The sequence below is a fragment of the Janthinobacterium sp. 1_2014MBL_MicDiv genome (genome assembly GCF_001865675.1).
Classification (GTDB): Bacteria; Pseudomonadota; Gammaproteobacteria; order Burkholderiales; family Burkholderiaceae_D; genus Janthinobacterium.
Window position 1 is genome coordinate 2528250 of sequence record NZ_CP011319.1, and the last position, 22980, is coordinate 2551229.

A 22980-nucleotide genomic window follows, 5' to 3' on the forward strand; every position below is an offset into this window, starting at 1 on the left:
CTCATCTTTCCACTTTTCCATGACCGCTACCCCTGTCCTGACGCCCCTGAAAAGCGCTTTCCAGCAATCGCGCGCCGAAAATAACATCGAGCTGATCCTGCCCGAACTGCTGGCCGCCCAGCTGCACGTCGTCATCGGCGGGCAAAGCGAGCAGATCGACCTGTTCCTCGTGCCGTCGCCGAATCCCGAGCGCCGCTGCGTGACGGTGGCGGAAGACCCGGCCTTCCTGGCCGGCATCGCCTTCCCCAACATTCCCGTGACGGGCGCGCAATTGCTGGCCTCGATCCCGGCCGAGATCGAGGTCGTCATCCTGCATGGCGATGGCGCCAATTACCTGACGCGCGAGCAGCTGGCCTGGTTCCGCCGCATGCTGGCACCGGCCGCTTGAGCGGGGAGGCGGGACCCGGGCTGAAGCCGGCGCGCGCGGAATGGATATGCTTTGCGCCGGCCGAGGATGCGGCGGCCCAGGCGGCGCTGGCGGCGGATATGCGTCCCGTGCTGTCGCGCAGCGTGCTGCTGGGCGGCTGCGCCCTGATCCTCGCGTTTGTCGGGCAAGCCGTGTGGCGCAACGTGCCATATGCGGGCGAGGCAGTGTTGTTCGCTCCGCTGGCGCTGGCCGCCTGGATCGCGGGCCTGGTGCTGTTTCCCGGACGCGCTCTGCTCTTTCATGTGGAGCTGGGCGACGCGGGCCTGCTGCTGCGGCGCCATGCACGGCGCCTGCCCGGCTGGGATAAAAGCGTGCTGCTGGAGCTGGCGCAGCTGCAGCGGCTGGAAGTGGTCACCCATGCAGGCGCGCTGCAGGTCTACCGGGCAGCGCCGCCGCTGTCGCGCGTGGAGCTGCTGCTGCACACCGGTCTCGCGGAGTGCCCGCTGGTGCGCGTGGTGGGTCTGGACTTGCCCGTGCCGCAGCGCTGGTCGCTGTGCCAGATCAAGGAGGAGCTGAGCCGCCGCTGTAGACTGGCCGGTATCCCTGTCAGCGAGACGGCTGGCCCGCCCAGCCAGCAATCGGCGGCCCTCCGCGCGCGCTGGCCGCAGGCATAGCGCGGACATACGATGGCCATAAACACGTCGTTGTCGCATCGGCGCCGCAATCACTGTCATTTTTGATAACTGTATTGCTGAAGTCCTATGAATATTTTTGTAAAGCAACTATACTCATGGCTCTTTAAAAAAATCATCGTCACGCTGGTGGCCAGCTATCCGCGCCAGAGTTCGTACGCTTTCCGCTTTTTCTATCTGAAAAAGCATCTTTTCCCCGCGCGGCAGGCGCGGGCGTGATGACCGAGCCTTGCCCTGGTCGACTCGTACCGTTGTCATTTTCGCTGTGTTGCCGCTTTGTTCAAAGTGCGGCGCCGGCACGCGGTGCGCCGTCATGTTTTGCGACGTCACGTTTCACTCACCTTATGCCACGACCGTATGTTTAGCTCCATGTTCGCCGTATCGTCCGATACGCTGCCGTATATCTATGGCACGCACAATTACTGGCTGGTGCTGTTTTCCATCGCGATCGCCATCTTTGCCTCGTTCATGGCCCTGCAGATCGCCGGCATGGCGCGCAGCAGCGAGCGCGGCTTCCAGCGCCAGACCGCCATCGTCACGGGCGCCATCGCGCTCGGCGGCGGCATCTGGTCCATGCACTTCATCGGCATGCTGGCCTTCGACATCTGCACGCGCGTTTCCTTCGATCCCAGCCTGACCCTGCTGTCCATGCTGCCCGGCATGGCGGCCTCGTGGGTGGCGCTGCACTTGCTGGCGCGGCCACGCATCAGCTGGCGCCAGCTGGTGGTGGGCGGCGTGCTGGTGGGCGTGGGCATCGGCTCCATGCATTACAGCGGCATGGCCGCCATGCAGACTTCGCTGACCCTGCACTACGAACCGTGGCTGTTCGCGCTGTCGCTGCTGGTGGCCGTCGTCATGGCCATGCTGGCCTTGTGGATACGCTTCGGCCTGAACGCGCTGCGCCAGCGCCTCAATCCGCTGGCATCCTTGCTGGTCAGCAGCGTGGTGATGGGCCTGGCCATCTCCGGCATGCATTACACGGGCATGCTGGCGGCGCGCTTTTCCGGCACGCCCACGGTGGGCGACAACACGATTACCGTGCAGGCGTCGTTCGTGGCGCTGGCCGTGGCCCTGATCACCGTCACCCTGACCGTCTTCGTGGCCGCGGCGAACGGCTTGCTGCGCTACCGCCAGCTGCTGCGCCACGCCAGCGCCAGCGAGTCGCGGCTGCGCGCCATCGTCGACACGGCCGCCGACGGCCTGATCACCATCGACGGCCAGGGCAAGGTGCGTTCCTTCAATCCGGCCGCCGAAGCCCTGTTTGGCTGGCGCGAGGCCGATATCGTGGGGCGCGACGCGAGCCTGCTGCTGCAGGCGGCCGATGCATCCCAGTACCAGGGCTATCTGCGCGACTACCTGGAAACGGGCGCCTCGCGCATCCTCGACAGCGGCCGCGAACTGGAAGGCCGGCACCGCGACGGCGCCGTGCTGCCGATGCGCGTGGCGATCGGCAAGATCGAGACGCCGGGCCAGCCCCTGTTCGTGGCCTTTGTGACGGACATGCGCTCCTCGCGCAACATGGAGCAGGCGCTGAAGGACAGTGAGCGCCAGTACCGCACCCTGATCCGCAATATCCCCGGCGTGTCCTTCCACTGCAGCTTCGCGCCCGAGTGGAAGATGATCTTCATCAGCGACGCAGTCTTCAACCTGACGGGCTGGATGCCGCAGGACTTCATCGACGGCCGCGTCAGCATCTTCGAGCTGGTGCATCCGGACGACCGCCAGCGCGTCAATGACATCTGCGTGCAGGCGGCCGGCGAAAAGCGCGACTTTGAAAACGTCTACCGCATGATCCACCGCGACGGGCGCGAACGCTGGGTGCGCGAAAGCAGCGGCCCGGTGCTGGACAACGACGGCGTGGTGCGCTGGATCGACGGCGTCATCCTCGACATCACGGAAAGCGAATTGCGCAACGCCGAATACGAGGGCAAGGTGACGGCCATCTCGCGCGCGCTGGCCGTCATCGAGTTCGACCTGCAAGGGCGCATCCTGGAAGCCAACCAGAACTTCCTCGACCTGGTCGGCTACCAGCTCGACGACGTGCGCGGCCTGCATCACAGCATCTTCTGCGAACCGGCCTATGTGACCTCGCCCGCGTATGCGGCTTTCTGGCAGCAGCTGGCGCAGGGCGAATTCAATACGGGCGAGTACAAGCGCATCGACAAGGCCGGCCGGGAAGTGTGGATACAGGCGTCGTACAACCCGATCTTCAACACGGATGGCAAGCCGTTCAAGGTGGTCAAGCTGGCCACCGACATCAGCGAGCGCCGCGCCATGCAGGAAAACCTGCGCGCGGCGAAAGACCGCGCCGAACTGGCCGCCGAGTCGAAGACCAGCTTCCTGGCCAATATGAGCCACGAGATCCGCACGCCGATGAACGCCATCATCGGCTTTACGGAAGTGCTGCTGGGGACGGCCCTGGACAGCCTGCAGCGCCGCCACCTGGGCACGGTGCGCCAGTCGGCGCGCTCCTTGCTCGAACTGCTCAACGACATCCTCGACACGGCGAAGCTGGAAAAGGGCGCCACCGAGCTGGAACTGGTGGACTTTTCGCTGCCTGACCTGGTCGACCATGTGGCGGCCTCCCTGCGCATCACGGCGCGCGCGCGCGAGCTGGTGCTGCTTGTCGACGTCGACCCGGGCATGGGCCAGTTCTTCCTGGGCGACGCGCGCCGCGTGCAGCAGGTGCTGACGAACTTGATCGGCAACGCCGTCAAGTTTACGGAAGCGGGCCATGTGCGCGTGGCGGTCGACATGCAGGGCGCCAGCGTGCATATCGCCGTGCACGACACGGGCATCGGCATACCGGCCGACCGCCTGGAGAAAATCTTCGCGCCGTTCACGCAAGCCGATTCCTCGATGAGCCGGCGCTTCGGCGGCACGGGCCTGGGCACGACGATTTCGCGCCAGCTGGTCGAGCTGATGGGCGGCACCATCACGGTGGAAAGCACGCTGGGCGTGGGCAGCGTGTTCCACGTGCTGCTGCCGCTGGCGCCGGGCAAGGCCGTCCTGCGCCGCAGCGAGCAGCCCGTGGTAGCCTTGCCGCCGCTGCGCATCCTGGCGGCCGACGACGTGCCGCAGAACGTGGAGCTGCTGCTGATCAGCCTGGGCGCTGCCGGCCACCAGGTGATCGCCGCCAGCGATGGCGAGAGCGCCGTGCGCGAATTCAGCAAGGGCAGCTTCGACATCGTGCTGATGGACGTGCAGATGCCGCGCATGGATGGCCTGGAGGCGGCGCGCCTGATCCGCGTGCACGAGCGCGAACAGGGCCTGAAGGCGACGCCCATCATCGCCCTGACGGCCAGCGTGCTGGAACAGGACCGGCGCGCGGCGCAGACGGCAGGCATGAACGGCTTCGCTTCGAAGCCGCTGGAAATGCACAAGCTGACGGCGGAAATCGCGCGCCTGCTCGACATCTCCGTCGTCCAGGCGGCGCAAGCGGCGGCCCCGCCGGGCGCCACGGCCGGCCAGGTGGACTGGCAGCGCGGCGTCGCGCTGTGGGGCGGCCGCGACACCCTGCAGCGTGCCATCGCGCGCTTCGTGCAGGCCAATGGCGGTTGCGCGGCCTTGCTGGCCACGGAACTGGAACGGGGCGGCAGCAGCGTGGCCGGCCACCTGCTGCACCGGGTCAAGGGCGCGGCGGGCAACCTGTGCCTGGTGCAGGTCGAGCGCCTGCTGGGCCGGATCGAGCAAGCGATCGCGCGCCAGCAGCCCGTTACCGAATTGTTGGCACAGCTGGCGGCCGCCTTTGCGGCGCTGGGCGCCGAGCTGGAAGAGGGGACTGAAACGCTGCCGGCCGCGGTCATGGAAGCGCCCGCGGATGCGGCGCCGCTCGACGGCGTCGCCGCCGGCGCCTTGCTGCGGCAAGCCATCGCCAGCCTGGAGGGCGGGCAGCTCGACGACGCCCTGATGGCGCAGATCGCCGCCATGCTGGCGCCGCATGGCCAGCAGCTGCGCCTGCAGGCGCTGGCCGGCGCCATCGACGACTTCGAATTCGCGCGCGCCGCGGGCGTGCTGCGCCAGCTGCTGGACTGGCTGGATGCTCCTGCGCCGGCCGACCATTCCTGATATTGGGCTTGAGATGACCTTACACGAAGACAAACCAACCCTGTTGCTGGTTGACGATGAAGCGACGAACCTGCAGGTGCTGCGCCAGATCCTGCAGGACGACTACCGCCTGCTGTATGCCAAGGATGGCGAGAAGGCGCTGGAACTGGCGCAGAACAACCCCGTCGAACTGATCCTGCTCGACATCATGATGCCGGCCATGACGGGCTATGAAGTGTGCCGGCAGCTGAAAGCCATGCCGGCCACCGCAGCCATCCCCGTCATCTTCGTCACCGCTCTGTGCGACGTGAAGGACGAGGCGGACGGCTTCGACGCCGGCGCCGTCGACTACATCACGAAACCGGTCAGCCCGCCCATCGTGCGGGCCCGCGTGCGCACGCATTTGTCGCTGGTGGACGCCGAGGAATTGCGCCGCTCGCGCCTGCAGGTGATCCAGACCCTGGGCCAGGCGGCCGAGTACAAGGATAACGAAACGGGCATGCACGTCATCCGCATGAGCTATTACGCGCGCCAGCTGGCGCTGGCGGCCGGCTACAGCGCGGCTAGGGCCGAGGATCTGCTGAATGCGGCGCCCATGCACGACGTCGGCAAGATCGGCATCCCCGACGCCATCCTGCAAAAGCCGGGCAAGCTCGATGCGGACGAATGGAAAGTCATGCGCAGCCACGCCGAGATCGGCGCGGCCATCATCGGCGAGCACGCGGGCGGCCTGTTGAAAATGGCGCGCACCATCGCCCTGACGCACCATGAAAAATGGGATGGCAGCGGCTATCCGCAAGGCTTGAAAGGCGAGGAAATTCCCCACGAAGGGCGCATCGTCGCCATCGCCGACGTCTTCGACGCCCTCACCAGCGAACGCCCCTACAAGCCCGCCTGGACGATCGACGAAGCCATCGCCACCATGCAGCGCGACAGCGGCACGCACTTCGACCCGGACCTGCTGGCGCTGTTCATCGACCACTTGCCGGCCATGCTGGAGATCAAGGACCAGTGGCGCGAGCCGGCGTGAACGGGCTGCGCACCGTGCTGTCCCGTATAGTGATGGCTTGATTTTGAGCGCAGGATTGCCCATGGATTACCGGAACCGCATCGCCGACTATCTCCAGCAATGGTCATTGCAGGCTGATGGCCTGCCCGTGCACACGCACGGCGCATGCCTGCTGCCCGTGCTGCGTGGCGGCCAGCCGGCCATGCTGAAACTGTCGGCGGGTGGCGACGAGGGGCGCGCCGGCGCCGTGCTGCGCTGGTGGGATGGCGAGGGTGCCGTGCGCGTGCTGGCAGCAAGCCCTGACGATGACGTCCTGCTGCTCGAGCGGGCGCCGGGTTCCCGTGCGCTGGACGCGCTGGCGCACGCGGGGGAGGCGGGCGACGCGGCCGCCACCGGCATCCTGTGCGCCGTGGCGGCACGCCTGCATGCGCCGCGGCCCGTGGCGCCGGCGCTGCCTGCCTTGTCCGGCTGCTTTGCCGCGCTGGCTACCGCCGCTGCGCACGGCGGCGTGTTTTCCGCCTGCCACGCGGTGGCGCAGGATTTGCTGGCGGCGCCGCAGGACAGCGTCGTGCTGCATGGCGACCTGCATCACGGCAACGTGCTCGATGGCGGCGCGCGCGGCTGGCTGGCCATCGATCCGAAAGGCTATGTGGGGGAGCGGGGCTTCGATTTCGCCAATATCCTGTGTAACCCGGATGCTGCGCTGGCCACTGCGCCTGGCCGGCTGCAGCGGCAGGTGAGCGTGATCGCCGGTGAGGCACGCCTTGATCCGGCGCGCCTCGTGGCGTGGGTCGCCGCGTGGGCCGGCCTGTCGGCGGCCTGGCACCTGGAGGACGGCACGCCGCCGCAGACGGCGCTGGCGGTAGCCGCCATTGCGCTGGGCGCCTTGCGGGCGTGACGGCGCCTAAGGCAGGCTGTCGGGCTGGCGCAGGATGCGCCGTATCTCCAGAATCGCCTGCGGACTTTCCTGCACGCTGTGCCACGAGGGGATGACTTTTTCGGACAGCGCGCCATCGAGGTGGGCGCTGGCGTAGGGCACCACGCCGTCGCTCGACTCAAGCAGGGGCAGTTCCGGCGTGTCGTTGCCCATGATGGAGTAGTAGCGCACTTTCGGGCTGATGGGCAGGTCCGCCACCAGGCGCACGAACGGGTCCTTGTCGCTGAGGTTATCGATGCTGTTGGGGATGCGCAGCGGTTCGCTGCTGCCCGTGTCGAGCTGCGCCAGGCTGCCGGCGGCGTCCGACAACTGGTCGAGCATGGTGATGGGCAGCGTCACGAGGTTGGCGATCCAGCGCGCCACCTTGTGGTTGGCGAACGAGGTGCCGCGGTGCGGCGCGGCGATGAAGATGGCGCGGTTCACCTGCGGCATGGCCGTGAAATCGAGGTAGGGCTGCAGCCCGGCGCGCACTTTCTCGGCCTTCTTGCCCTTCAAATTGTATTCTTCCGTGATGGCGTCGAGCAGGGTGTTGCTGGCGTCCGAGACCATCAGGCGCGCCAACACGCCGCCCATGCTGTGGCCGATCAAGACCATGTCGTTCGCGGCGGCGGCCTTGGCCGACGGGTCGAAATGCGCCAGGGTGGCTTCCAGCGCCTTGCGGATGGCGACGTTGTTGGCGGCCAGCGGCGCGTTGCTGGGGTAATACACCTGCCAGATCTGGTAGCGGCGGCGCAGCTGCTCGTCGCCCATCAGTTCATTTGCCACGTTGATCCACGCTTCCGGGCTGCTGGCCAGGCCATGCAGCATGACGATGGTGCGCTTACTCGGGTCGTACGGCTGCATCAGGTGCACCTGCGGGCGCGAAATGCCGTCGGCGCGGCCGAACAGCGTGCGCAGCGCCTGCACGCCGAAGCCGGAACGGGCCAGCCACAAGCCATAGCCGGCCGTGAAGTTGGCTGCGACAGGCAGTTCCTGGCCCGCCATGCGCGTCGCTTCGCTGCGCGTCGGGTCGACCAGCATCACCATCAGCTGCTGCGTGGCCAGCACTTCCTGCAGGCTGTTGCCGTCGAAGCGGATCAGCGCCGTGACGACGGGAAAACGCGTTTCCTGGTATGGCACATACTCGCCTTTCGATGCCTGTGGCTTGGGCATGACGGCCACCAGGTCGGCGCCGAAGCCGTCGCGCCGGTAGACATTGCGCAGGCCGGAAAACGACAGCGAGGTGGCCGGCAGCAGTTCGTCGGGCAGGGTGCCGTCTTCGGGCAGGCGCAGCGCCGACAGTTCGCTGTCGATTTCCCAGCCGGCGGCGCGGATCACGTGGCCGTCCGGCCGGTATTCGCCGCGGTGGCGGAACAGGTTGCCGACGGCTTTTTGCACGGCGTAGTTATAGTAGTCGCGGATCTGCGTCTGGCGCTCCTCGAAGGCGCGCTGGCCCGGCGTGCGCGTCGTGTAGAACAGGTAGGCGTAGGCGTAGCGGGCCGATTCCAGCCAGGCGGCCAGCAGTTCGGCGCTCGGGCGGCCGACCTGTTTTTCTTCCGCCAGCGCGCTTTCCAGCCACAGTTCGGACAAGGTCGCCAGGCGCTGCTCGTCGCTGAGCAGCTCGGAACGGGCCAGGTCGGCGCGGCAGCTGCCCGTATTGGCTTCGCAGGCGGCGATGTCGCTGCCGATGATGCGCAGCACCTCGCTGGCCGAGGCACTGAGTTTGCCCGTGGTGAGGATGTCGCCGCGCCGCTGCTGCAGGTAGTCGGCCGGCGAAATGGCGCTGACGGTGACGGCGGCGCAGCCGCTCAGGAGCGCCGCGGCGCACAGCAGGGCGCATACGCGCAGACGCCGCATCAGCATGGGCGCGCGTCCTAGAACGAGTAGACCAGCGTCAGCGAGGTTTGCGTATCCGTGTTCTTCTTGTCGTCGGGCACGCGCGTGTCGTTGCGGGCGCTGAAGGCCGCCTTCATCTGCATGGTGCCGTTGATCTTGGTGCTGAGGGCCGTCTCGGCGATCGAGTGGGTGTTCGAGGTGCCCCGTTCGACGCTGATCGTTTGCGTAAACATCGCCGACTGGCTGATTTTCCACTTCATGGCGGCCGCGCCGCGCACCGTCAGGCCGTGTTCCGATTCGCCCGCGTCATTGGTGCCGCTGAAATAGCCAGGACCGATTTCCACGTCGACGCTCTTGTCGTTCGACTGGTACCAGCGCGAGCCATGACCGACGGCCAGGGTCGAGTATTTGGTGTAGGCGCCAAACTTGTCGTTGACGTGCGAGGCCAGCACGAACAGCTTTTCGTGGTCGGCCATCAGCTTGTAGGCGGCCTTGGCGGAGGCGGAAAAGCGCTCGGCCGAGCGTTCGCGCACCTTCTTGCCGTCGTCGTCGGTGGTTTCGTCTTCCTTGAAGTAGCCGCTGAAGATGTACTGATTGCTCCAGTCGTCGAGCTCCTGGCGCGCGTCGATCTTGCCCGTGACGGAGGTGCCGACCGTGTTGCCCGAGGTGGTGATGGCGCCCAGCTCGGCCGAGGTGCTCCAGCTGCCGATGGCGATTTCGTCAAACAGCATGCTTTGCTTGGTGTCCTTGGCGGCAGCGGCGCCGCAGGTGATGGCCATGGCCAGCGCCAGTGCGAGAGAGGGGGTCGATTTCATGGCTGTATTTGTCTGTGGCGCGCGCCAGCGTGGCGGCGAGCCTTTTGTTCGTTAGTGGCGATGGTGTCGATGCAGGCCGCGGCAAACCTGACGCCGCCGGTAAAACATGCGCACATGCGCGCGCGGGCGCGGCCATACATTGTCGAGGCTGTATTGTACCCGACCCTGCCATCGGCCGCCGCACGCGCGCAGCGCCGCACTGGAACCGCGATGGCGGGGCGCCTTGCCAGGCTGATATGCGCCTGGTGCGCGCCGCCGGCCACGCAGGGTGCCTGCGCGCGGGGCTGGCAAGTGGCGCGCGCCTGGCGTATGCTGCGCGTATCTGCCGCCCCGATTTTTACAAGGAACCACTGTGCGCTGCCTGGTCATCGAAGACGAAGCTGAAACTTCCCGCTACATTTGTGCCGGCCTGCGCGAGGCGGGCCACGACATCACGGCTTGCGACAACGGCATCGACGGCATGCGCCTGGCCTGCGGCGAGGACTGGGATGCGCTGGTGCTGGACCGCCTGCTGCCCGGCGAAATCGATGGCCTGGCCATTGTCGCGCGCCTGCGCGGCATGGGCCGCAACACGCCCGTGCTGGTGCTGTCGGCCCTGTCCAGCGTCGACGAGCGCGTGCGCGGCCTGCGCAGCGGCGGTGACGACTACCTGTCGAAACCGTTCGCCATTGCCGAACTGCTGGCGCGCATCGAGGCGCTGCTGCGCCGCGCCGCGCCCGTGCCCGAGTCGACGCAGCTGCAGGTGGCCGACCTGGTGCTCGACATGCGCACCATGCGCGTGACGCGCGCCAACCGCCAGATCGCCCTGCAGCCGCGCGAATTTCGCCTGCTGGAATACCTGATGCGCCATCAGGGCCAGTCCGTCACCCGCGCCATGCTGCTCGAAGCCGTGTGGGACTACCATTTCGACCCGCAGACGAATGTCATCGACGTGCAGGTGAGCCGGTTGCGCACCAAGGTCGACAAGGAATTCACGCCGCCGCTGATCCACACGGTGCGCGGCGTCGGCTATACCCTGGGCGTGCTCGATAGTGCGTAGCCTACACCGTTCGATCGCGGCGCGCCTGGCGCTCGGCTATGGCGTGCTGGTGGCGCTGTCGATCGCCGTCGTCTGCGGCCTGTTCTATTTCGGCACCATCGGCGTGCTTGATCGCAGCGTGGACCGCAAGCTGGTGCTGCTGTCCGAGCGCCTGGCCGCGTTGTACCGGCCGGAGGACGCCAGCCGCACGGCGGCGGAAATCGCCCATCTGCTGACCGACCGCACCGACAGCGACACGGAAATCTTCTTGCTGGTGGGCGCCGATGGCCATCGCGTGGCAGGCAACCTGTCGGCCTGGCCCGACACCGCCAGTCCCGTGGGCCAGCTGCTGCACCGCGACGTCACGCGCGAAGGCCGGCGCGTCCCGGCGCGCCTGCTGATCCGCGACCTCGATGGCGGCGCGCGCCTGTTCGTCGGGCGCGACATGGAGGAGGGCGAATCGATCCGCACCCTGGTACTGCGTTCGCTGGCCTTCGGCGGCGGCGTCGCCGTCCTGCTGGCCGTGGCGGGCGCCTGGCTGTTCCGGCGCCAGCTCGAGGCGCGCATCGGCCAGATACGCCGCACGGCGGCCGAGATCGAGGCAGGGGACCTGAGCCGGCGCATTCCCGTCTCCAGCGAAGATGAATTCGGCTTGCTGAGCCGCGACATCAACCGCATGCTCGACCGCATCGAACACCTGATGGATGGCGTGCGCCATGTGTCGAACGCCATCGCGCACGACTTGCGCACGCCACTGGGACGCATCCGCAACAAGCTCGATGGCGCCCTGCGCCAGCAGCAGAGCGTGGCCGCGTATGCCGGCGCGGCGCAGGCGGCCATCGACGATATCGACGACCTGACGCGCGTGTTCGACAAGCTGCTGCAGATCGCGGCGGCCGAATCGGGCATGCGTCCCGAGAATTTCGATGACATCGACCTGCAGCAGATCGGCGCCGATATCGTGGAAATGTACGAAGCGACGGCCGACGAGCAGGGCGTGCTGCTGGTGCAGATGTATGGCGACGGCGTGCCGGCGCGCGGCGACCGCAACCTGCTGGGCAGCGCACTGGCCAGCCTGGTCGATAACGCCATCAAGTACGCGGGACCGGGCGCCACGGTGGAAGTGTCGGCCGGCAGCGATGCGCAGGGCAGCTGGCTGGCCGTGCGCGACAACGGCCCCGGCGTGCCGCCGGAAGAGCTGCCGAAGCTGACGCAGCGCTTTTATCGCCTCGACAAGAGCCGGCATTTGCCCGGCAATGGCCTGGGCCTGTCCATCGTGGCCGCCATCGCCGTCCTGCATGGCGGCAGCCTGGAAATCGAGGACGCGGCACCGGGATTGCGGCTGAGGCTACGCCTCGTCTAAACGCGGGTCTGGATGCACGGCCACAGGTTTATAGGCCTGCGGATGTGCTCGAAGGTTTGCTGCGCGGCCTGCCGGGCTTTTCGGCCGGCATCTTGTTGTTTTATCACCGCAGGCAAGCCTGGATATTCGCTTATTCTGCGGCGCTGTCCCTGGCCGTCCTGCTTGCCCGCAAGGGGCAGAGCGTCGACCTGATGCTGGATGTCGTCGCGATCATGGCCCTGTTTCCGGCGCTGCTGCGGCTGCTGGCCGCCATCCGTCCGCGTATCCTGGAAGAGAAATGTCGGCCTTCCTCGGCGATATTTCCTATGCGGTTTATTTGCTGCATGTGCCCCTGGGTCTGATACTGATCAATCCCTTGCTGCGCCTGATACCGGGTGCCGGCATGGCGCCGACCGCCGTCCGCGCCGCCTTGTTTACGGCCGTGCTGATCGCCTTGAGCAGCCTCAGCTACCATCGGCTGGAAAAACCGGCGCGACGCAGGCTGGTGGCCCGTTACGGAAAACCGGGCCGGCCGATGGGCGCTGCCGCGACGCCGTGATCCCCCTGCGGCACATTACCAACTTGTAACCCCCTTTGTTTTCGCTCCCACCTATCATCCGCTCTACCCGGCGTAGAGCGGCTGCGTGCGCGCAGCCGCCTGTTCCGGGCTGCCCGCGGTGCGCCGCGGATTGCCTGTCCCGATCCGTCGTAGAGCCGTTCCATGCATACTTTTACCGTCAGCGGGGAATCCGCCGCAGCGCCGCAGCAGGCACTGCACCAGCATGGTCATCGCATCAAAGCCGCGCTGGGTGCGCTGGTGTTCCCCGTGCAGCGCGCGCGCTGGCAAGCCTTCATCACCGAAACGCCGGGCCTGGCGGCGCTGGCGCAAGCCCATCCCAGCCTGCTATACAAAATCTACCGTCCGTACGCATCGCGCCAGCTGGGTTGCGCGGCGCGCGTCAGCCTGCTGCAGGCACATTACCGCTTCCTGTGGCAGGCGGGCGCACGGCCACTGGTGGAATATGCGGCGCGGCGCCCGCTGGTGCTGGCCGCCATCGAGGGCAAGGACGGCGCCACCTACCGCCTGCAGCTGACGGCCATCCACGACAGCCACCGCGAGGGCGACCTGTGCCTGCGCCTGACGCGCGATGGCGTCTCGCTGTACCTGGCCAGTTTCCTGTTCCGGCCGCAGCCCGGCGGCGGCGCCATCGCGCTGGGCGCGCTGCAGGGCTTGCGCTCGCAGGCGGGCGCGCAGGCCGTGCGCGACGCGACGCGGGCGCTGCACGGCTGCCGGCCGAAAAACCTGATGGTGGCCGCCTTGCGCGACCTGGGCGACTTTTTCGGCTGCGACCATGTGAGCCTGGTCAGCAATGCCAACCGCATCGCGCTGAACTGGCGACGGCGCCGCCACATCAGCTGCGATTACGACCAGGCGTGGCGGGAGCTGCATGCGCTGCCCGCCAGCGACGGCAACTATCGCCTGCCATGCGGTCCTTGCCGGATGCCGGAGCTGGACCAGGTGCCGTCGAAAAAGCGCGCCGATGCGCGCCGCCGCGGCGCCATGCTGGTGCAGCTGGCGGCGGACATGCGCTGGCAACTGGCCGCCATGCTGAGCGCGCCATGAGCAGGCAGGCGCGCGTTTCTTGACCTGGGCGGCTTTTTTGGCGGGCGACCGGGCGCGATCGGCGCGATCGGCGTATACTTACCGGCGTTCTCAACCTGAAGCCAGTCACCCCATGCCAGCACAATTTCCCACTTCGCGCATGCGCCGCCTGCGCGCGACCCCGCAACTGCGCGAACTGTTCCGCGAAACCGAGATCAATCCGCGCGACCTGGTTCTGCCGATCTTCGTCGACGAAGGCGCCAGCGATTTTATCGACATCACGTCCATGCCCGGCGTGCGCCGCATTCCCGAGGCGAAGCTGGCGCAGGAAGTCGAGCGCTATGCGCGCGCCGGCCTGCGTTCCGTCATGACCTTCGGCATTTCGCACCACAAGGACAGCCACGGCACGGACACCCTGAACCCGGACGGCCTGGTGGCGCGCATGTCGCGCATCATCAAGGATGCGGTGCCCGAGATGGTGGTCATGTCCGACACCTGCTTCTGCGAATACACGGACCACGGCCATTGCGGCATCCTGCATGGCGACACGGTCGACAATGACAGCACCGTGCTGAACCTGGGCAAGCAGGCCGTCATCGCCGCCCAGGCGGGCGCCGACATCATCGCCCCATCGGCGGCCATGGATGGCCAGGTGGCGGCCATCCGCAGCGCGCTCGACGCGGCCGGCTTCCACGACACGCCCGTGATGGCGTATTCGACCAAGTTCGCCTCCGGCCTGTACGGCCCGTTCCGCGACGCGGCCGGCAGCACCCTGAAGGGCGACCGCAAGACCTACCAGATGGATCCGATGAACCGCCGCGAAGCGGTGCGCGAATCGCTGATCGACGAAGCGGAGGGCGCCGACGCCCTGATGGTGAAACCGGCCGGAGCCTATCTGGACATCATCCGCGACCTGCGCGAAGTGACGCGCCTGCCGATCGGTGCCTACCAGGTCAGCGGCGAGTACGCGATGATCAAGTTCGCCGCGCAGGCGGGCGCCATCGACGAGCGACGCGTGGTGCAGGAAACCCTGGGCGCCATCAAGCGCGCGGGCGCGGACATGATCTTCACGTATTTCGCGATGGATGTGCTGAACAATCCGTACTAAGCAAACCAGGGGCAGGGCCGCCGCCTTTTCAGCTATCATGCGCGCTGCCCAATCCGAAGCTGCGATTTGTCGCCGTTAGTCTATCCATGCCCCTGAAAATCTCCCGCATCCTGCACGCCGGCTATGTCTTCGAATGCGAAGGCACGGCCATCGCCTTCGACCCCATCGTCGAAAACCCGTTCAGCCGCAATTGCCACGCATTCCCCTCCGTGCGTTTCGACCTCGATGCGGTGCGCCGGCTGCGCTGGGATGCCGTCTTCATCTCGCATTTCCACGACGACCACTGCTCGCTCGACAGCCTCGATGCGCTCGACCGCGCCACGCCCATCTACCTGTACTGCGTCTTCGACGAACTGTTCGCCATGCTGCGCGCGCTCGGTTTTACCGCCGTCGAGCGCCTGCACGTGGATGCGCCGGTGCGCGTGGGCGCCATCGAGGTGATACCGCGCCGGGCGCTGGACGACGATGTCGACTCGCTGTTCCAGGTGCGCGCCGCCGGCTTGAACGTGCTCAACGTCGTCGATTCCTGGATCGGCCCGGAGACCCTGGCGCAACTGGCCGCGTTCGCGCCATGGGACATGGTGTTGTGGCCCTTCCAGACCATGCGCGAGATAGCCGTCATCGCGCCATCGCAGGCGGCGCGGGGCCAGGTGGAACTGCCCGACGACTGGGTGCCGCAGCTGCGCGCGCTGGCGCCCCGTTACCTCGTGCCCAGCTCCTGCCAGTTCGTGCAGGAAGACTGGTCGTGGTACAACCACGCGATGTTCCCCATCACGTACGCCCGGTTTGCGCGGGAGATCGGCGCCGCGCTGCCCGCGGCGCACATCTTCCGGCTCGATCCGTCGACGGCCGTGCTGCTCGACGCGCAAGGATTGACCGCTGCGGCGCCGCTGCCCTGGGTCATCCCGGTGGGGCCGCAGGACGTGGATTTCGACTACCGTCCGGAGGCGCCGCCGCCCGCCACGGCGGACATCGCGCGCCATTTCGCGCCCCTCGATGCCGAGGATACGGCGCTGGTGCTCGACTTTTGCCGCCATGGCCTGCTTGAGCGCTACCGCGACATGGAGCTGCCCGAGGACAGCTACTTCCAGCAGCCGCGCCTGTGGCGGCTGTCGCTGTACGGTCACGACGGCGAGGCCACGGTCCTGCATTACCGCACGCATGGCGACTTGATCGACCTCGTGCCCGATACCGGTGAAGCGCCCGGCTGGACGACGCAAGTGCCGCTGGTGAAATGCCATGCGGCGCTGGTGCTGGGCGAATCGCTGACGTCGATGTACATGCGCATCAACGATGGCGCTTTCGACGCCGCCACGCAGGCCGAACTGAGGGATGCCGACCTCGTCGACGATCCCCTGATCCGCTGCCTGTTCAACGACGCCATCGGCGCCTACCAGGCGGCGCAGCTGAAACGCCTGCTGGCCCGCTGAAGAAAACGCGGCGACAGGGTAAGATAGCTGTTTCTGACTTTGATCTGGAAAGACACCATGGCACACGACAATGAAACCGCAATCCTGGCCGGCGGCTGCTTCTGGGGCGTGCAGGACTTGCTGCGCCGCTATCCGGGCGTGCTGGCCACGCGCGTCGGCTACAGCGGCGGCGACGTCGCCAACGCCACCTACCGCAACCACGGCACGCATGCGGAAGCCATCGAAATCATCTTCGACCCGCAAGCCATCAGTTACCGCAAGATCCTCGAATTCTTCTTCCAGATCCACGACCCCAGCACGCCGGAGCGCCAGGGCAACGATCGCGGCAGCAGCTACCGTTCGGCCATCTTTTACACGAGCGACGAGCAACGGCGCGTGGCCGAAGAGACCATCCGCGACGTCGACGCGTCGGGTCTGTGGCCGGGCAAGGTGGTGACGGAAGTGGCGCCGGCCGGCCCGTTCTGGGAAGCGGAGCCCGAGCACCAGGATTACCTGCAGCGCTTGCCGCACGGCTATACCTGCCACTACATCCGCCCGGACTGGGTCTTGCCGCAGCGCGCACAGTAAGCGCACGGGGCAGGGGAGACGGCGATGCGCTATTGGCGGGTGGAGCGGCGGCAGGCGGAAGGGCAGCTGGACCTGGGGCGCGCCCTGGACCTGGTGGCGGCCATCGGCCATGCCGACGTGAATGCCATGGCGGGCGCCATCCTGAAGACGGTCGGCACGGCCGCGCCGATCGCCCAGTGCACGATCTTCGCGTATGAATTCGGCAACCGGCCGCGCACGGTGGCCGTCGCCGACCGGCGCGGCGGGCGCTTTCTGCAGGATATCGCGGACAGCTACGCCCGCCACTACTACGCGCTCGACGGCAACCAGAGCGTCATCGCCCCCGCCGCCCAGCCGAAAATCGACCCCGCCATCGTGCTGCACCAGCAAGCGAGTGACGAGATCCGCCATCCCGGCTACCGCGCCGCCTGCTACCAGCGGCCGAATGTGTCGGACCGGCTGTCCTTGCTGGTGCAGCCGGCCAGCGATATCTGGCTGTCCGTCAATTTTTACCGCGACAGTAGCCAGGGCAAGTTCCAGCCCGGCGAAATCGCCGGCATCGAAGCCCTGTCGCCGCTGTTTGCATATGTGGCCAGGCACCACTACAGCTTGAACGGCCAGCCGGCGCAGGGCGTCGCGCCCATGATGCTGGCCCGGCTGCGCCAGCATGGCCCGCAATTGAGCAAGCGCGAACTCGATGTCCTGCGCGGCGTGCTCGAAGGACTGACGGCCGTGGAGATTGCCGAGACCATGGGCGTGCAGCCGGCAAGCGTCATCACCTACCAGAAGCGCGCGTACAAGCGCCTGGGCATTGCCAGCCAGCGACAATTGTTTGCGCTATGTCTAGGCCCGCAAGCGGCATAGATGCTAGCGCTGCCTGGTTGCCGGGGCCTGCATAAAATAGCTGAAATTCAAGGTGATAATGTGCGCGTATTGATACGGGAATACGGCCTATGCTGCTTGCAGAGTGTTGACGCGTTGAAACAAAACAACCGTCGGCAAGGCTGATAGCCAGCGCCTGTCGCAGCCCGCGATCTCCTGTTTCCCTGGCTCAGGAACCACCCCGAAGGAGTTCATTGTGTCCACATCTGAATTGAATGCGGTAGAACACGTGTATTTGATCGCCGGCAATCTCGGCCTGCCAGGCGCACCCATCCTGAATCTGGCCCTGTTCTACAACCCCGACGACGGCACGGTCAGCGGCGAAGCCCTGATCACGCAGTCGATCGCGCCTCCGCACGGCCGCGTGGTGATCCGCCCCGTCAGCGGACCCGTGCATGGCCTGGGCGTGGGGAAAACCACGCGCGTCTTCAGCCTGCGCGGCGAATATGTCGTGTCCGTGCCGCCACCGGCCATCGGCAGCTACCTGGCACAGTTCGAAGCGACGTTTGCCACCGACAACAACTGGAGCGGCCACGGCTCCTTTATCTATGACCAGCAAAAGGTCGATAACGTGCCGATCAAGAAACGCGGCTAAGCACGCCGCCCGACGGCATCGGGCCATGAGGGCGGCAGTCCGTGCGGACCGCCGCCGTTGCCCTGCCCACTAGTTCTTTTGGCGGCCAGCTGTCCCCAAAATGGGGACAGCCTTGAGCCTGCCCGTCTGCATACTGTGTCTCAAGCCGGATCAGCCGGCGGCTCCCACCCCATAAAAACAGCAAGGGGGGAGCGACACCTTATGGAGACAAGCATGACCATCGCCCCGGCGGCTCCCCCCGCCATCCATGCGCCCGTCCTCGACGCGGCCACCGTGCAACTGGAACAGCAGGTGATGCGCAAGGTATCGCGCCATCTGCTGGGATTTTTGTTCCTGCTGTTCGTATTCTCCTTTCTCGACCGCATCAATATCGGCTTTGCCGGCCTGACCATGATGCAGGACCTGGGCCTGTCCGGCACCCAGTTCGGCTTTGCCACCACCCTGTTTTACATCGCCTACATCGCTTGCAGCATCCCCAGCAATATCGTGCTGGCGCGCATCGGCGCGCGTCGCTGGATAGGCTCGATGATGATCGCCTGGGGCCTGGCCTCGACGGCGACCCTGTTTGCCAGCGGCCCGGCCAGCCTGTATGCGTTGCGCTTCCTCGTCGGCGTGACGGAGGCGGGCTTTTTGCCCGGCATGCTGCTGTACCTGACCTACTGGTTTCCCAGCGCCTACCGCGCGCGGGCCAACGCCCTGTTCATGATCGCCATGCCCGTCACGGCCGCCATCGGCTCGGCCCTGTCTGGCCTGATCCTGGGCCTGGACGGCCACTGGGGCTTGAAGGGCTGGCAATGGCTGTTCTTGCTTGAAGGCATGCCTTCCGTGCTGCTGGGTCTGATGGTGTATGGCTACCTGGACGACGCGCCCCACAAGGCGAACTGGCTGGGCACGCTGGAACGGCAGGTGCTGGCGCGCATGCTGGCGGCCGAGTACAAGCCGACCGCGCCACAGGCCGCGGCACAGGCGCAGGCCTCCGTGCTGGCGGAAATGTGCTCGCCCACGGTGCTGAAATTCGGCATCGCCTATTTTTGCCTGGTGAACACCCTGGCGATGGTGGCCGTGTGGACGCCGTTGATCGTGAAAAGTTTCAATAGCGGCGCCAGCAATACGCAGATCGGGCTGCTGGCGGCCATCCCGCAAGTGTGCACGGTGATCGGCATGATTGCCTGGGGCCGCCGCTCGGACCGCCTGCAGGAACGCCGCTGGCACATCGTCTGGCCCATGCTGCTGTCGGCCCTGGGCTGGCTGTTGACCGCGTATGCCGGCAATCCCGTCGTCCGGCTGCTGGGCGTGTGCATGGCCTCGACGGGCGCCTACACGGCCATGTCCGTCTTCTGGACGACGCCGGACCGTGCGCTGAGCCTGGGCGCGCGCGCCATCGGCATCGCCGTCATCAATGCGACGGGCAATATCGGCTCGGCCCTGAACCCCGTCGTCGTGGGCTGGCTGAAGGATTTCACGCACAGCTTTGCCACGGGCTTGCTGTACGCCAGCGTGCTGCTGGTGGCGGGCGCGGCCATCGTGCTGACCCTGCCGATGGCACGCGGCAAGGAACATTCTTGAAGAGGACACCATCATGAGCGACACGTTTCACCCCTATCCCCATGTGCCGACAGTCTATCCGCCCGGCAAACCGGCCGCTACGGGCACGCAGCATGTGCCCGTCGTGATTGCCGGCGGCGGCCCCGTGGGCCTGGCCACGGCCCTGGGCCTGGCGCGCCACGGCGTGCGCTCGGTGCTGATCGAAGCCGATGACGGCGTCTGCACGGGCAGCCGCGCCATCTGCATTTCGCGGCGCAGCCTGGAAATCATCGAACGCCTGGGCGCGCTCGACGGTTTTCTCGCCAAGGGCTTGCCGTGGGCCGGCGGGCGCAGCTTTTACCGCGAGGAAGAAGTGCTGCACTTTACGATGCCGCAAGACGCGCACCAGAAATTGCCGCCGATGCTCAACCTGGCGCAATACCATATCGAACAATTCCTGCTCGATGCGGCCGAACGCCTGCCGGAATTGATCGATATCCGCTGGCAGACGCGGGTCACGGGCGTGGCGCGGCGCGCCGACGGCGTCACCGTCAGCGTGGCCACGCCCGATGAAAGCTACCAGATCGAGACGGACTGGCTGGTGGCGGCCGACGGCGGGCGCAGCGCCGTGCGCGAGGCGCTGGGCTTGAAACTGCAGGGCACCAGCTATGAGGGCCGCTATGTGATCGTCGACATCCACCTGAACAGCAGCCGTCCGACGGAACGCCTCGCGTATTTCGATCCGCCGTCGAATCCCGGTTCGACCGTGCTGGTGCACAAGCAGCCCGACGACATCTGGCGCATCGACTACCAGCTGCGCGACGACGAGGATGCGCAGGCGGCCGTGCTGCTGGAAAACGTGGCGCCCCGCGTGGACAGCCTGCTGGCCATGATGGGGGAAACGGCGCCGTGGCATCCCGTGTGGATCACCATCTACAAGGCAAACGCGCTGACGCTGGAGAAATACCGCCACGGCCGCGTGCTGTTCGCGGGCGACGCGGCCCACCTGGTGCCGATCTTCGGCGTGCGCGGAGCGAACTCGGGCATCGACGACGCCGACAACCTGGCCTGGAAGCTCGCCTATGTCGTCCAGGGCCAGGCGCCGCACGGTTTGCTCGACAGCTATTCGGACGAGCGCGTGTACGCGGCCCATGAAAACCTGCGCCACGGCACGAAAAGCACGGAATTCATGGCGCCGCCCACGTTGGCCTTCGAGTTGATGCGCACGGCCGTGCTGGGCCTGGCGGGCCGGCATGCGCACGTGCGTTCCCTGATCAATCCGCGCCAGACCAGCGCCATCGCGTATGCGCGCTCGCCGTTGAACGGGGCGGATGCGGATGCGTTCGGCGCCGGTCCCGCGCCGGGCACGGTCTTGCCCGAGTGTCCGCTGGCGCTGCTGCAGGACGGCGCGCGGAAAGCCGGTTATATTACCGATCTGGTGCGGCTGGGGCAGGGGCGGTTTGCGGGCTTGTACTTCAGCGACGATGGCCAGGTGCCCGAGGAATTGCTGGCGCTGCGCGGCACGCTGCCGCTGGCGACCGTGGCCATTGCCCGCAATCCCGTGCGGACAGGCGGGGAACTGTGCGCCTGGGACCATACGGCGCAGGTATGCTCGCTGTTCGATGCGCAGCCCGGCACGTTTTACCTCGTGCGCCCGGACGGCCACGTGCTGGCGCGCTGGCGGCAGGTGCAGGCGGGGCAGGTGGCGGCAGCGCTGGCGGCGGCAGGCATCGGCACACAATCGTAACAAGGAGATAATATGACGGACATCGAACTCGATAATCTTTATACCGAGCTGTGCCATACCATGGGCGGCGTGGGCGAGCAGCGCGCGCCGCTGCTGCTGGCCCGCTTCGCCTTGCTGGCCATGGGCGCCATCGGCAAGGCCGACGTGGTGCAGGGCTTGCTGCGCGACGCGGCCGAAGGCCTGGCGGAGCCCGTATGATAGGCGCCGGTTATCAAAGCGGCTTCGGCAATGAATTTGCCACGGAAGCCGTGCCCGGCGCCTTGCCGCAGGGACAGAATTCGCCGCAGCAGGCGCCCCTGGGCCTGTATGCGGAACAGTTGTCGGGCACGGCCTTCACGGCGCCGCGCGCGCAGAACCGGCGTTCGTGGCTGTACCGCATCCGTCCGGCCAGCCGGCATCCGCCGTTTACCCTGCTGGCGAATCCCCGCATCGTCAGCGATTTCCATGCGATGCCGCCGACGCCGCCGAACCAGCTGCGCTGGGATCCGCTGCCGCTGCCCGGTGCCGGCCAGCCGACGGACTTCATCGATGGCCTCGTGACGATGGCTGGCAATGGCAGCGCCGAAGCGATGAGCGGCTGCGCCATCCACCTGTATGCGGCGAACCGGCCCATGCAGCGCTTCTTTTACTCGGCCGACGGCGAGCTGCTGGTTGTGCCGCAGCAGGGCCGGCTGGCCATCGCCACGGAACTGGGCCTGATCGAGCTGGAGCCGCAGGAAATCGCCGTCATTCCGCGCGGCGTGCGCTTTCGCGTGACCCTGCCCGACGGCCAGGCGCGCGGCTATGTGTGCGAAAACTTCGGCACGGCGTTTCGCCTGCCGGACATGGGGCCCATCGGCTCGAACGGCCTGGCGAATGCCCGCGATTTCCTCACGCCGCATGCCGCGTACGAGGATATCGAGGGTGAGTGCGAGCTGGTGGCCAAGTTCGGCGGCCATTTGTGGCGCACGACGCTCGATCATTCGCCGCTGGACGTGGTGGCCTGGCATGGCAATTACGCGCCGTATAAATATGATTTGCGCCGCTTTAACACCATCGGCTCGATCAGCTACGACCACCCGGACCCGTCGATCTTCCTCGTGCTGCAAGCGCCCAGCGAAAACCCGCAGCTGGGCGCCATCGACTTCGCCATCTTCCCGCCGCGCTGGCTGGCCGCCGAACACACGTTCCGCCCACCCTGGTTCCACCGCAACGTGGCCAGCGAATTCATGGGGCTGATCCACGGCGTGTACGATGCCAAGGCGGCCGGTTTCGTGCCGGGCGGCGCCAGCCTGCACAACTGCATGTCCGGCCATGGCCCCGATGCGCAGACCTTCGAGCGCGCCTCGCACAGCGACACGTCGGCGCCCGTGAAGGTGGGCGACACCATGGCCTTCATGTTCGAGACGCGCACCATCATCAAGCCGACGCCATTCGCCTTGAACGGCGGCCTGCTGCAAAGCGATTATTTCGAGTGCTGGCAAGGCTTGCGCAAGCACTTCGACCCGGACCAGGCCTAGTCAA

Annotated in this window: 22 protein-coding genes; 19 read left to right on the forward strand and 3 right to left on the reverse strand. The window is 66.7% G+C overall.

The window, feature by feature from the left end; all coding sequences use genetic code 11:
- Positions 1-19: 19 nt before the first annotated feature.
- A complete protein-coding gene (locus YQ44_RS10955; RefSeq protein ID WP_071323406.1) occupies positions 20-388 on the forward strand; it encodes a hypothetical protein in 369 nt (122 codons plus the stop codon).
- The gene (locus tag YQ44_RS10960; RefSeq protein WP_071323407.1) at positions 385-1041 is read left to right on the forward strand and encodes a hypothetical protein; all 657 of its coding nucleotides are present in this window, start codon (positions 385-387) and stop codon (positions 1039-1041) included. Before YQ44_RS10955 ends, YQ44_RS10960 begins: the two co-directional genes overlap by 4 nt.
- 114 nt (positions 1042-1155) lie before the next feature.
- On the opposite strand, the gene YQ44_RS28865 is transcribed toward YQ44_RS10960, so the two are convergent.
- On the reverse strand, positions 1156-1389 hold the full coding sequence (locus YQ44_RS28865) for a hypothetical protein (RefSeq protein WP_156894784.1): 234 nt from the start codon (positions 1387-1389) through the stop codon (positions 1156-1158).
- 27 nt (positions 1390-1416) lie between these two features.
- On the opposite strand from YQ44_RS28865, the gene YQ44_RS10965 reads away from it, so the two are divergent.
- The 3 genes from YQ44_RS10965 (at position 1417) to YQ44_RS10975 (ending at position 7013) form a co-directional block, all read left to right on the forward strand.
- A complete protein-coding gene (locus YQ44_RS10965) occupies positions 1417-5127 on the forward strand; it encodes a PAS domain S-box protein (RefSeq protein ID WP_071323408.1) in 3711 nt (1236 codons plus the stop codon).
- Positions 5128-5140: 13 nt separating this feature from the next.
- On the forward strand, positions 5141-6136 hold the full coding sequence (locus YQ44_RS10970; RefSeq protein WP_071323409.1) for a response regulator: 996 nt from the start codon (positions 5141-5143) through the stop codon (positions 6134-6136).
- 61 nt (positions 6137-6197) lie between these two features.
- A complete protein-coding gene (locus YQ44_RS10975; RefSeq protein ID WP_071323410.1) occupies positions 6198-7013 on the forward strand; it encodes an aminoglycoside phosphotransferase family protein in 816 nt (271 codons plus the stop codon).
- 6 nt (positions 7014-7019) lie between these two features.
- Here the strand turns inward: YQ44_RS10975 and YQ44_RS10980 are convergent, their stop codons facing one another.
- Together YQ44_RS10980 and YQ44_RS10985 are read right to left on the reverse strand one after the other, a co-directional pair.
- Positions 7020-8894 (reverse strand): esterase/lipase family protein, encoded by a 1875-nt coding sequence (locus tag YQ44_RS10980; RefSeq protein ID WP_083411765.1) that lies wholly within the window; start codon positions 8892-8894, stop codon positions 7020-7022.
- An 11-nt stretch (positions 8895-8905) separates the two neighbouring features.
- Positions 8906-9682: a DUF481 domain-containing protein gene (locus tag YQ44_RS10985; RefSeq protein WP_071323411.1), complete on the reverse strand. Its 777-nt coding sequence runs from the start codon at positions 9680-9682 to the stop codon at positions 8906-8908.
- Positions 9683-10034: 352 nt separating this feature from the next.
- Here YQ44_RS10985 and YQ44_RS10990 point away from each other — a divergent pair, with 352 nt between their 5' ends.
- The 14 genes from YQ44_RS10990 (at position 10035) to hmgA (ending at position 22976) form a co-directional block, all read left to right on the forward strand.
- Positions 10035-10721: a winged helix-turn-helix domain-containing protein gene (locus tag YQ44_RS10990; protein ID WP_071323412.1), complete on the forward strand. Its 687-nt coding sequence runs from the start codon at positions 10035-10037 to the stop codon at positions 10719-10721.
- Positions 10714-12063 carry a sensor histidine kinase gene (locus tag YQ44_RS10995; protein ID WP_071323413.1) on the forward strand — a complete coding sequence of 450 codons (1350 nt, stop codon included), beginning with the start codon at positions 10714-10716 and terminating at the stop codon, positions 12061-12063. Before YQ44_RS10990 ends, YQ44_RS10995 begins: the two co-directional genes overlap by 8 nt.
- Positions 12064-12107: 44 nt before the next feature.
- On the forward strand, positions 12108-12404 hold the full coding sequence (locus YQ44_RS11000; RefSeq protein ID WP_071323414.1) for a hypothetical protein: 297 nt from the start codon (positions 12108-12110) through the stop codon (positions 12402-12404).
- A complete protein-coding gene (locus tag YQ44_RS11005; RefSeq protein ID WP_071323415.1) occupies positions 12380-12601 on the forward strand; it encodes a hypothetical protein in 222 nt (73 codons plus the stop codon). The genes YQ44_RS11000 and YQ44_RS11005 overlap by 25 nt, the downstream gene beginning before the upstream one ends.
- 162 nt (positions 12602-12763) lie before the next feature.
- Entirely contained in the window at positions 12764-13666 is a 903-nt protein-coding gene (locus tag YQ44_RS11010) for a VirK/YbjX family protein (protein ID WP_071323416.1), read from the forward strand.
- A gap of 112 nt (positions 13667-13778) precedes the next feature.
- On the forward strand, positions 13779-14753 hold the full coding sequence (gene hemB, locus YQ44_RS11015) for a porphobilinogen synthase (RefSeq protein ID WP_071323417.1): 975 nt from the start codon (positions 13779-13781) through the stop codon (positions 14751-14753).
- 86 nt (positions 14754-14839) lie between these two features.
- Complete coding sequence (locus YQ44_RS11020) at positions 14840-16183, forward strand: MBL fold metallo-hydrolase (protein WP_071323418.1); 1344 nt, start codon at positions 14840-14842, stop codon at positions 16181-16183.
- Positions 16184-16240: 57 nt separating this feature from the next.
- A complete protein-coding gene (gene msrA, locus YQ44_RS11025; protein ID WP_071323419.1) occupies positions 16241-16750 on the forward strand; it encodes a peptide-methionine (S)-S-oxide reductase MsrA in 510 nt (169 codons plus the stop codon).
- A gap of 24 nt (positions 16751-16774) precedes the next feature.
- Positions 16775-17593 carry a helix-turn-helix domain-containing protein gene (locus YQ44_RS11030; protein ID WP_071323420.1) on the forward strand — a complete coding sequence of 273 codons (819 nt, stop codon included), beginning with the start codon at positions 16775-16777 and terminating at the stop codon, positions 17591-17593.
- 214 nt (positions 17594-17807) lie between these two features.
- Positions 17808-18206: a DUF1842 domain-containing protein gene (locus YQ44_RS11035; protein WP_071323421.1), complete on the forward strand. Its 399-nt coding sequence runs from the start codon at positions 17808-17810 to the stop codon at positions 18204-18206.
- 213 nt (positions 18207-18419) lie between these two features.
- Complete coding sequence (locus YQ44_RS11040) at positions 18420-19772, forward strand: MFS transporter (RefSeq protein WP_198043914.1); 1353 nt, start codon at positions 18420-18422, stop codon at positions 19770-19772.
- A 13-nt stretch (positions 19773-19785) separates the two neighbouring features.
- A complete protein-coding gene (locus YQ44_RS11045) occupies positions 19786-21477 on the forward strand; it encodes an FAD-dependent oxidoreductase (protein WP_071323423.1) in 1692 nt (563 codons plus the stop codon).
- Between the two features lie 12 nt (positions 21478-21489).
- The gene (locus YQ44_RS11050) at positions 21490-21675 is read left to right on the forward strand and encodes a hypothetical protein (RefSeq protein WP_071323424.1); all 186 of its coding nucleotides are present in this window, start codon (positions 21490-21492) and stop codon (positions 21673-21675) included.
- Positions 21672-22976: a homogentisate 1,2-dioxygenase gene (gene hmgA / locus YQ44_RS11055; RefSeq protein ID WP_071323425.1), complete on the forward strand. Its 1305-nt coding sequence runs from the start codon at positions 21672-21674 to the stop codon at positions 22974-22976. The genes YQ44_RS11050 and hmgA overlap by 4 nt, the downstream gene beginning before the upstream one ends.
- The last annotated feature ends 4 nt before the right edge of the window (positions 22977-22980 follow it).

Bases quoted from the DNA above. Each gene is read 5' to 3' on its own strand.
- YQ44_RS10955 (WP_071323406.1), top strand. From the start codon at position 20: ATGACCGCTACCCCTGTCCTGACGCCCCTGAAAAGCGCTTTCCAGCAA.
- YQ44_RS10965 (WP_071323408.1), top strand. From the start codon at position 1,417: ATGTTTAGCTCCATGTTCGCCGTATCGTCCGATACGCTGCCGTATATC.
- YQ44_RS10970 (WP_071323409.1), top strand. From the start codon at position 5,141: ATGACCTTACACGAAGACAAACCAACCCTGTTGCTGGTTGACGATGAA.
- YQ44_RS10975 (WP_071323410.1), top strand. From the start codon at position 6,198: ATGGATTACCGGAACCGCATCGCCGACTATCTCCAGCAATGGTCATTG.
- YQ44_RS10980 (WP_083411765.1), bottom strand. From the start codon at position 8,894: ATGCTGATGCGGCGTCTGCGCGTATGCGCCCTGCTGTGCGCCGCGGCG.
- YQ44_RS10985 (WP_071323411.1), bottom strand. From the start codon at position 9,682: ATGAAATCGACCCCCTCTCTCGCACTGGCGCTGGCCATGGCCATCACC.
- YQ44_RS11010 (WP_071323416.1), top strand. From the start codon at position 12,764: ATGCATACTTTTACCGTCAGCGGGGAATCCGCCGCAGCGCCGCAGCAG.
- hemB (WP_071323417.1), top strand. From the start codon at position 13,779: ATGCCAGCACAATTTCCCACTTCGCGCATGCGCCGCCTGCGCGCGACC.
- YQ44_RS11020 (WP_071323418.1), top strand. From the start codon at position 14,840: ATGCCCCTGAAAATCTCCCGCATCCTGCACGCCGGCTATGTCTTCGAA.
- msrA (WP_071323419.1), top strand. From the start codon at position 16,241: ATGGCACACGACAATGAAACCGCAATCCTGGCCGGCGGCTGCTTCTGG.
- YQ44_RS11030 (WP_071323420.1), top strand. From the start codon at position 16,775: ATGCGCTATTGGCGGGTGGAGCGGCGGCAGGCGGAAGGGCAGCTGGAC.
- YQ44_RS11040 (WP_198043914.1), top strand. From the start codon at position 18,420: ATGACCATCGCCCCGGCGGCTCCCCCCGCCATCCATGCGCCCGTCCTC.
- YQ44_RS11045 (WP_071323423.1), top strand. From the start codon at position 19,786: ATGAGCGACACGTTTCACCCCTATCCCCATGTGCCGACAGTCTATCCG.
- YQ44_RS11050 (WP_071323424.1), top strand. From the start codon at position 21,490: ATGACGGACATCGAACTCGATAATCTTTATACCGAGCTGTGCCATACC.
- hmgA (WP_071323425.1), top strand. From the start codon at position 21,672: ATGATAGGCGCCGGTTATCAAAGCGGCTTCGGCAATGAATTTGCCACG.